The following is an 8,535-nucleotide window of genomic DNA, read 5'->3' as shown; positions in this document are numbered from 1 at the left end:
CCTCCCCCGCTCGATCCGCTGCAACGTACTCGCACTGCGCTGAATCAGCGCGGCCGCCTGATGCAGCGTCAACCCGCACTCCTCACGCCCGTTGCGCAGATACCGCCCGAGCTGCCGCCTGGGCAACGTGGAACCACACTCCGACATGCCTGCCTCCCTTCAGGTTCGCTTCGACCGTGGCAGCACATCACCACGCAATCCCCCACTGCCCCATCACTGCGGAATCTCATTCGATCCCCGCATAACCCCAGCAAGGATTGCATCTTTCGCGCGGTCGGCACAGCAGATCGCGCAGTCGAGGGAACCAAGAGGGCCGACCGAACGTCCAGTAAGGTGAGCGAACGAGCAAGGGAGGGACGCCGGTGGATGTAGGACAGTCGACTGCGAACGCTCTATACCAGCAGGCGGCGACGGGCACCTTCAAGATGGAGCCTGAAGCCGCACGGAGATGCGCGAACGTATACGTTCGGTTCATAGGTACAACGATCAATCCGCAGATCAAGAGCGCCCAACTCCTCACGCAGCTGACAGGTTTCGGCGACTTCCAATCGGCTACGGACCTTCAGTCCGGATTCTCTTCGAAAGCGTCGAGCCTGATCGACGTCTTGAACAGTATGAAAACTGCAGCGCTCACAATGGCCGCCGCCTACTTGAGGGCCGCGCAGCTTATCGACGACACCGAATCCGCGAACGCACACGCGATCGAAAGTGCCATAACAGGGGGCAGCAAATGACAGCGATCCGATCTTCGATCTTCGCTACCGCAGTGGCAGTGGCAGCAGTGGCGTCGCTCAGCGGATGCACGGACAACGGCGGAAGTTCGGCATCCTCGGACAGCACGACCCAACCTTCTCCGCGCTCAGTTGCAACGCGCCCGACCCTGACGAATCCGAAACTACAGCCGCCGTCTCAGCATGACGTACACATGACCAGCGGGAGGCCAGCGGTAGTCTTCGATCCATGCACCTGGATCAGCGACGATACGATTCGAAAATCGGGATTCGACCCGAGCACTCGAAAGCGTGGTCACGATCAGATCGCCGAAATCAGCTTTCTTACTTGTAGTTTCGATTCGGATTCCGGTAGTTCGATCAACTATAACTCGCTTTCGGTGAATTCCGGTAACGCGACCTGGGATGAAGACCTGACCAAGGTGCGCAGTTACAGTGAGCCGGTGACCATAAACGGCCGTGAAGCCATGTGGGTTCGCGACCCGCAGGTGCAAAGTATGTGCCAGATCGACCTCCGCACCAAAGTAGGATTTGCGCAGGTTGCGGTTTCATCGAATGATCCGCAAGCTGCCCGCCCATGTGAGAACTTGCTGAATATTGCATCGAATATCGAGTCCGAGATCGGCAAGGATAACTGATCGTGGGCACAGACAATCAATCCGACCCAGGCGCAGCCATCTTGACCCCACTTCTCGGTGTCAATGTGAGGGCGATAGAGGATCGGAAATCCGCAGACCAGGCTCAACGCGGCGCGCAACAAGTTCAGCAAGGCATTCACCACCAAAGCACGGATCCGTCGTATATCAAAGACTTGGAACCCTGGGAAAGCCTTGACCATCAGACGATCTACACAATGGTCAACAGCATCAAGTCGGACGTAATGCATGACCATGCAAAAAGCTGGCATAATATCGCCGCCGCACTGGGTGGCGGCTTATTCGGTTTGAACATATCTATCCAGAAAGAGCTGTCCGACGGCTTTCACGGCCAGTTCGCCGGCGCCGCCGCCGACGCCGCCAAAAAGTTCGTGCAGCAGGCCAACGATGTCCAAGAGGTCATCACCACGGTCGGCGCCCGAATCACCGCTGCGGCCTACGGCGCCGAGGCAGCCAAATTGGCCGTGCCCCCGCCCGATACGACGTCGGCGCCCGCAACCACTGCGGCAGATATACTGACTCGGGCACTCGGCGCTGCCCCGCCGGCTCCGACGATCGACAAGGGCAAGGCCGATGCCGAGAAGCTCCAACAGGCGATCGACGCCATGCACAACAACTACGACCCCACGTACCGGCCTGCGGGCGACGGGGTCCCTACCTTCGTCCCCGTCGACAATCCTGGTGGTGACGGCACGAACCCACCCAACAGCGGACTGTCGAACAGCGGCAACGGAATAAACAATTCAGGGAATCCGGGTGGCCCCAATTCCGAGGGGGACGAGCACAAACCGGGTGATGCCACCGACAAGTCCGATCCGGATGCTTCACAACAGACCGACCCCGCCAGTGCATCCCAGTCCGGGCAGAGCTCCGATCAGCCTGGCAGCCAGAACGCATCGAGCCCTGCCACGTCGTCTCTCCCCGGCAGCGATACCCGGCCGTCGGGGCTTGATTCCACGAATGCCGCGGGATATGGCGGAGGTGGGCCGGGGTCCGGTGTCGGCTCCTATGGCACGCATGGCGGTTCGAGCGGCGCCCAGTCGGGCGGGCCGGGCCGAAGCATCCCCGGAGTGCCCAGCAGTGGAAATCCGGTTGCCGCAAGCGCTTTCGGTGCACGCCCTGGACAGCCCGGGCTCGGCGGCATGCCCGGCATGGGCGGTATGGGTGGCGCCGGCAAGAAGGACGAGGCCGAGCGGGAGCACAAGACTCCCGACTACTTGATCATGGATCGAGAAGAGGAACTACTGGGCCGTCGCGAACGAACTCTTCCGGAGGCCATCGGCGCCGACGCACCCGCAGCGCAGTTTCGCCCCGATGAGGGGCGTCAGCGGTGAAATGGGAGTTCACACCGGACGAATTCATGCACGTGTGGAAAGAGACGGGCAAGGATAGATACCCGTACCCGATTCAACTGCGTTCGTCGGCACAGTGGCAGAGCGAGTACGAGCAGATGAGCCGGGAGTTGCGGACCAGGATGCCGAAGGGCTTCGACCCGGACCTGTCCGCCGCCTTACGGGTCGCCACGAACCCCGCGATCTCGTTGTTACTCACGGGAACTCGAAAGCGCCCCGTCCGAATCTACGCCGCCGTCGACACCACAGTCGGCGTGACGCTGGTGCAAAGGCCCGGTCCCGTAGCGGATTACGGGGGCAACGTGGTGATCGAGGCGGGCAGTGCCGCCATTGTGTCGAAGGTGTTCGGCGCTGTGCTCGGCAATCTCCCGGCCGGGCGGCAACCCGCCCTGATCGAGAGTCTCGACCGTATCCGCACCGATCTCGACTCCTGGACGGGCACGAGGGAAACCACCACCGACCGGATGAAGAGGCTGCTCAAAGCGCCGCGTGCGGGCGCGGGCCACATCGAGGTCCGGTGCGGGCTGCAGCACCCACGTCCCTACCCCCCGCAATATCTCAGCTGGTTCGATGTCGAGGGCGACGGGCGCTACACCTATCGTCAGCAGTACAACGAATTCCGCATCGATCCCGCGTCGACCGATGACATCTGCCGGGAAGTCACTCGCATGATGGATGTGCAACAGGAGTTCGCCCGAATCGATTGAGCGCGGCTCGAAGCCGAATACGGCGTCTAGGTTCCACTCCGATAAGACGAGTGCGCGGCGGTGTACCACACCGCCGCGACTCACCTCACACCAGTTCCCTACTCGCCGGTGCACGCAGATCGCGCCATCGGACGGCGGTCATGAAGTAGTTGCCGAGACGATCGGGACCGGCACCGTCTCCGAACAGCGCGAGCGGCAGGTAGAGATGAAACAACCAGGTGGCCAGCAGCCTGCCGAAAGTGGGATATCGTCCGGTGTCGGGCTGGATGGCGACCAGGCCGACCACCGCCTTGCCGACCGTGGTGTGCGCGACCGATTGCAGTACCACACGGTCCACGAAGGAGATCGCCGCGAAACAGCACAGGGCGATGAACGGATTGAAGCCGATCGACTGAAAAGCACCGGCGCGCAGAGCTTCCGCCGAGAAGCCGGGGCTCAGCACGAGCGCAATGGCGGTACCACCACCGGCGTGCACAACCCAGTCGAGGCCGAACCCGCAGACACGACGCAACTTTCGCGGTGAGGGGAATGCGGCGTCCTTCAGACTTCCGCATCGGACGGGTTCGCCCTGGGAGTCGACCGCGGAATCACCCGGAGTGTTCATGTCTGGGGCAACCGGAGGCCGACTGCGATAGGCGTAGCAGATGTCGCCTCCACCGGGCTGCGATACAACCCCGAAGCGTTGCGGATCCCCGGCGAACCAAATTTCGGACGTTGCTGCGTTGACCAGCTTTCCGACCTGGCTCGACCAGGTACTCAAGATCAGCGTCGACAGCGTCTCCCCTTGCCCGCCCAGCAGGTGCACATACTCGTACCGTCCCACCTGCTGATACCGAATCCGGTATGAGTACCACGGATGCCGCCGGAGGCTGCGTACCTTGCGCCGCCGGATCCACAGCATGACGGCTCCGAGCACACCGCCGCAGAACAGCACCGCGCCGACGACCGTCGCAACAGGAACGACGGAACGTAGCGCAGCATCTTGATCGCCGACAGTGACCACGGCTATCCACGCGGGAATGCTGATGATGCCGAGTACGAGTGCTACCCACGGCCACACCCTGCCCTTGCGGAGAGCTGCCTGCGTTGCAGGGAGAGTTGCCGCCGGTGGCGGCGCAGTTGTCACGATGACGATGTCCTTACCAACTCAACGAAGCCGTGCTCGTCCGAAAATCCACCGACCGAGCCATATCGAATACCATCCGCCGGAACTCCACTCCGTCGTCGACGTAGGCGGTGGACAGCTCGATCGCGGCGACGGCCGTTCCGGATTCGGCGGGCACCACCGCTTCCAATTGGTAGGTCGCGGCAGTCTCGGATTGATACGGCGACCCCGGAAACTGTGGGGCGGGAAGCTCACAGGTCCGCTCGGAGAAGAGAACCGGACGGGTATCGACATCCACCAATTCGATCCGGCCCAGGTCGTCGCCGGCGGAAATTCGGGATTCCACAAGGTCTTTCAAGACCAGGCGCGGATTGAGCTTTTCGTCTCCCGACTCATAGAGGCAGACGCTGATACACGAGGTGATCAGGCTTCCGGTCGTGGTTAGGTGACGGCCGACGCCGCAGTACCGCACATCCCGCTGGACCAGATCGTGCAGCAGGACCGCGATCATCGGCAGCACCCCGGCCGCCATATCCCTGATGGCAGGATCCGGCAGGTCATTCGCCACATCCGCCACCACCGAGATGTTTCGATCGATATCGGTCAGTGGCAGCTCGATGAACCCGTCCGGTATCCAGATGTCGAGTCCGACGTCAGTCATTGGCAAGCTCCCAACCGCCGGTGATCATCTTTCCCCCACCGAGACCTGCCTTGGCAGCGCGGGAGACCAATTCGATTCCGGACAGGGGTGTTCCGACACCCGGGCCGTGTCCATTGCCCGCGCTCATCTCCTTCAGCCAGTTCGTGACCCCGTCCGGCCTGGGGATCTTGTTCAGCCCCTTCGACATCAGACCGGGCGACTGCGCACCCTCGGCGAACGCCTTGAACACACCCCCCGACTCTTCAGTCGCTTTGAAGGCCGCACCCGCGCCTTTCAGAACACCCGTTCCGCCGGGAATGACAGCCAGCGAATCCAAGCCCACGGTTGTTCCGATCTTCGTGAGATTGTCCTTGCTGAAGTCGCCCTGCAGAACTCCTCCTAAAGCATCGCGAACATCCGGATCCAGAAAGTCCATCGCGAGGGCACCCGCACCGGAAACCAGTGCGATCGCACCGAAAATCGCATCCGCCGGGGGCGGAGTGACCAATGCGAGTAACCCCGTCACTGCCGATATTCCGGAGAGAATGTCGTGGATCTGTTTCTTGTGGTCACTGATCCATTTACCGACGCCCTTCACCGCATCGCTGATCTTGTCCCAAATGCTCTTGCCCGGCGGACTGGGCGCGAAATCTTTTGCGGCTGCATCCAGTTCGGATGCGATCCGCTTGGCGAGGCCGTTGTGTTCGGTCTCCAGGTCGTGTGCCCGTTTGATGATGGCATCGATCGCGCCTTGGGCATTGTCGACCGCGGTGCTCGCCGAACAGACTTGCGCCGCAGCGGCATCCAACCGCCGCTGCGCGTCGGCCAGTTGATCCCGATCCGTGAACTGCATATTCGCCAAGCCGAGATCGGGATTCGCTTGGGCTTGTTGCAGTGCCGTCAGGGCTTTCGCGTGATCACCGCGAGCCGTGGCCGCTTCGGTCTCCAACCCCTTCGCGGTCTCCTGGAATGCGACCAGTCCGGAATGCCATTCACCGAGTAGACCGACCGCGCGTTCCAGCGAGCTTTGTGCATAGCCGAGGTCCTGAGCGAGCGTCGCGTCGAAAGATGCCCGGAAAGCGTCGCCGCCGTCACCGACCCAGACGCTGTCGTTGCTGGAACGCAGGCGAGTCAGCAGGCCATTCGTTTCCTTGACCGCGGCGGAGGCCGACGAGATCTGACCGTGCAGGCCGGCCACGTCGTCCGCTGCGCCCGGCACCGGGTTGAAACCCAGATTCGGGTACGGATTGGCCTCGGCGCTCACGCTGTGGTCTGCGGAGAAGTGTTCGGCGGAATCGCACCGGATACCTGCGCAATCGCCTGCGCGAACTGGGTGTCGACCTGTTGATAGGCGTCATGGCATTGCGATATGCCATCGGCCGTGGCGCCGGTCGCTTCGCCGATGCGCTGAATTCCGAAGTGCCACCGGCGCTGGAAGCTATCCGCGGCGGCGTTGAGTTCTTTGGTGCCGATATCGCCGTGGCCACCCTGGGCCATCGCCTTCATCGCATCGTTCAGCACTTGTTCCGAGTTACGCAACAGCTGAACTGCCCTGCCCAAAGCCTCGATATCAACCTGTAGAAAGCCGGCCACTCCATACTCCTCGACTGCGGCCCCCGGCCGGCGCCGCCGCCGGACTTCGATAACCGCTCGAAAGTGTAGACGCGGACAACTCGCCCCCGGTTCCACCGGATGCTGGACGCGTCAGGCGATCACGCCCGATCGGAACTCCCGCACGTCGTCGTGCATCGCGGCATCGGACTCCCAGCCGGTGGTGGAGATGCAACGACCGAAGGTGCGATCGACCAGCAGGGACAAACCAGTACAGCCCGGCGTGTCCTCGAGCACCGGCATGACCTCGTCCCGCATATGCGCAATTCCGGCATCGATAGCGGAGGGTTGCGCCTGAATCGTGGTAGACCGTGCGAACACGACCCGACGCCGCCAAGGCAAGACCTTTCTGCTCGAAGCGATCTGCCAGGCGGCGGGCGGGTTCTATTTCGGCGCCACCGAGGCCACCGATCCCGAATCACTTCGACGCATCAGCGCCGCCCTCACCGAACACGTGCGGCCGACGACGTCGTTCCACTTCCATCACTGGGCCGAGGTGTTCGACGCACTACTCGAGCTGGGCAGCGAACGGCCGATTCCGGTGGTGAACGATGAGTTTCCCTACCTCGCAAAGGCCAATCCGGAACTGCCGTCGATCATCGAGGAGGCGCTGCGTCCACGCCGTGCGCAACGCCATGCCTCTCGCACCCGGATATTGCTGTGCGGATCCGCGCTGTCGTTCATGGGGCGCATCCTCTCCGGCAACGCACCACTGAGCGGGCGGGACTGGAACTGGTCATTCATCCGCTCGACTACAAACTGGCCACACAGTTCTGGGAGTTACCGGATCCACACCTGGGTCGGCGGCACTCCCGCCTACCGCCGCGAATTCGCTCGCGGCGATACACCGCACGGACCGGAAGACTTCGACGACTGGTCATTCGTACGGTGCTGAATCCGGAGACTCCACTGTTCCGGGAGCCGCGCTATCTGCTTGCCGAGGAACCCGAATTACGTGATACGGCACTGTATTTGTCGGTTCTGGGTGCGGTGGCCGACGGGAACTCGACACGCGGCGGAATCGCGAACTACTTGGAACGAAAAGCTCCCGATATCGCCCATCCCCTGAATGTGCTAGAGGATGTAGGACTGCTGTTCCGAGATGCCGACATCTTCCGGAACAACCGGTCCACCTTCCGCATCGCCGAACCGCTGATTCGCTTCTATCACGCGATCATGCGGCCGGTGTGGGACCAATTGGAGCGGCCCGGAAGCCCGCGGACCGGGTGTGGCGAGCCAGCCAACGCCGGTTCATCAGCAATGTGCTCGGTCCGCACTTCGAACAAACCTGCCGGGATTGGGCCCTGTATCACTCTGCCGACATGTTCGCCGAGCTTCCGGCCAAGGTCGGGCACGGGCTGGTTCACGATGCCGCTACCGAAGCAATTTCGAGGTGGATGTCGCGGTGGTCGGTATACCGAATGGTGGCAAGCCACCACTGCTGGCGATCGGCGAGACAAAATGGAACGAGACCATGGGCGAAGGACATATCGAGCGCCTGCGCCATATTCGGGAGATCTCGCCCGCGGCGGCCGATACGACACCGGTGCGACACGACTGCTCTGCTTCAGCGGCAGCGAATTCAACGATAAGGCCCGAGCAGCGGCACGATCGGATGAGGTCGCGTTGATCGATCTCGCAACGTTGTATCAACTACCGCATTGAGTGGACGGACGGTGGCTTGCCGCGAAGCTGGAGCAGCCGGCGGCGCCGAAGCAGCTACGGCACCGCTC

General features: G+C 62.3%; 11 protein-coding genes and 1 pseudogene. 6 read left to right on the top strand and 6 right to left on the bottom strand.

Translation table 11 applies throughout. The features are described from left to right. On the bottom strand, window positions 1-147 hold a 147-nt coding region (locus tag RJ03_RS35780), incomplete at its 3' end, for a helix-turn-helix domain-containing protein (RefSeq protein ID WP_157163347.1). A 215-nt stretch (window positions 148-362) separates the two neighbouring features. Here RJ03_RS35780 and RJ03_RS36955 point away from each other — a divergent pair. Genes RJ03_RS36955 through RJ03_RS05050 form a run of 4 tightly spaced genes read left to right on the top strand, consistent with a single transcriptional unit; the run spans window position 363 to window position 3,446 of the window. Further along, window positions 363-734, top strand: coding sequence for a hypothetical protein (locus RJ03_RS36955; RefSeq protein WP_051024334.1), 372 nt, complete (start codon window positions 363-365; stop codon window positions 732-734). Then, window positions 731-1,369: a DUF3558 domain-containing protein gene (locus RJ03_RS36950; protein WP_245552185.1), complete on the top strand. Its 639-nt coding sequence runs from the start codon at window positions 731-733 to the stop codon at window positions 1,367-1,369. The genes RJ03_RS36955 and RJ03_RS36950 overlap by 4 nt, the downstream gene beginning before the upstream one ends. Before the next feature lie 2 nt (window positions 1,370-1,371). Then, complete coding sequence (locus tag RJ03_RS05055; protein WP_036498361.1) at window positions 1,372-2,721, top strand: hypothetical protein; 1,350 nt, start codon at window positions 1,372-1,374, stop codon at window positions 2,719-2,721. Next, entirely contained in the window at window positions 2,718-3,446 is a 729-nt protein-coding gene (locus RJ03_RS05050) for an ESX secretion-associated protein EspG (protein WP_036498360.1), read from the top strand. Before RJ03_RS05055 ends, RJ03_RS05050 begins: the two co-directional genes overlap by 4 nt. Before the next feature lie 85 nt (window positions 3,447-3,531). Here the strand turns inward: RJ03_RS05050 and RJ03_RS34810 are convergent, their stop codons facing one another. The 5 genes and pseudogenes from RJ03_RS34810 to RJ03_RS35770 form a co-directional block, all read right to left on the bottom strand. Next, window positions 3,532-4,572: an RDD family protein gene (locus RJ03_RS34810; protein WP_167331953.1), complete on the bottom strand. Its 1,041-nt coding sequence runs from the start codon at window positions 4,570-4,572 to the stop codon at window positions 3,532-3,534. A 13-nt stretch (window positions 4,573-4,585) separates the two neighbouring features. Beyond that, a complete protein-coding gene (locus RJ03_RS05040) occupies window positions 4,586-5,128 on the bottom strand; it encodes a hypothetical protein (protein WP_157163344.1) in 543 nt (180 codons plus the stop codon). A gap of 76 nt (window positions 5,129-5,204) precedes the next feature. Next, window positions 5,205-6,455, bottom strand: coding sequence for a hypothetical protein (locus RJ03_RS05035; protein WP_051024332.1), 1,251 nt, complete (start codon window positions 6,453-6,455; stop codon window positions 5,205-5,207). Beyond that, entirely contained in the window at window positions 6,452-6,784 is a 333-nt protein-coding gene (locus tag RJ03_RS05030) for a hypothetical protein (protein ID WP_157163343.1), read from the bottom strand. The genes RJ03_RS05035 and RJ03_RS05030 overlap by 4 nt, the downstream gene beginning before the upstream one ends. Window positions 6,785-6,937: 153 nt before the next feature. After that, a pseudogene (locus RJ03_RS35770) lies at window positions 6,938-7,123 on the bottom strand (hypothetical protein); the annotation flags it as partial. Here RJ03_RS35770 and RJ03_RS38050 point away from each other — a divergent pair. After that, window positions 7,104-7,697, top strand: coding sequence for an AAA family ATPase (locus RJ03_RS38050; RefSeq protein ID WP_218000922.1), 594 nt, complete (start codon window positions 7,104-7,106; stop codon window positions 7,695-7,697). The pseudogene RJ03_RS35770 and the gene RJ03_RS38050 overlap by 20 nt on opposite strands. Then, entirely contained in the window at window positions 7,691-8,467 is a 777-nt protein-coding gene (locus RJ03_RS38045; RefSeq protein WP_218000921.1) for an AAA family ATPase, read from the top strand. The genes RJ03_RS38050 and RJ03_RS38045 overlap by 7 nt, the downstream gene beginning before the upstream one ends. Window positions 8,468-8,535 lie beyond the last annotated feature (68 nt).

It is taken from the genome of Nocardia aobensis NBRC 100429, from assembly GCF_000308375.1.
GTDB classification, from domain to species: domain Bacteria; phylum Actinomycetota; class Actinomycetes; order Mycobacteriales; family Mycobacteriaceae; genus Nocardia; species Nocardia aobensis.
This window is presented reverse-complemented; position numbering and strand designations above follow the sequence as displayed.

Bases quoted from the DNA above. Each gene is read 5' to 3' on its own strand.
- RJ03_RS36950 (WP_245552185.1), top strand. From the start codon at position 731: ATGACAGCGATCCGATCTTCGATCTTCGCTACCGCAGTGGCAGTGGCA.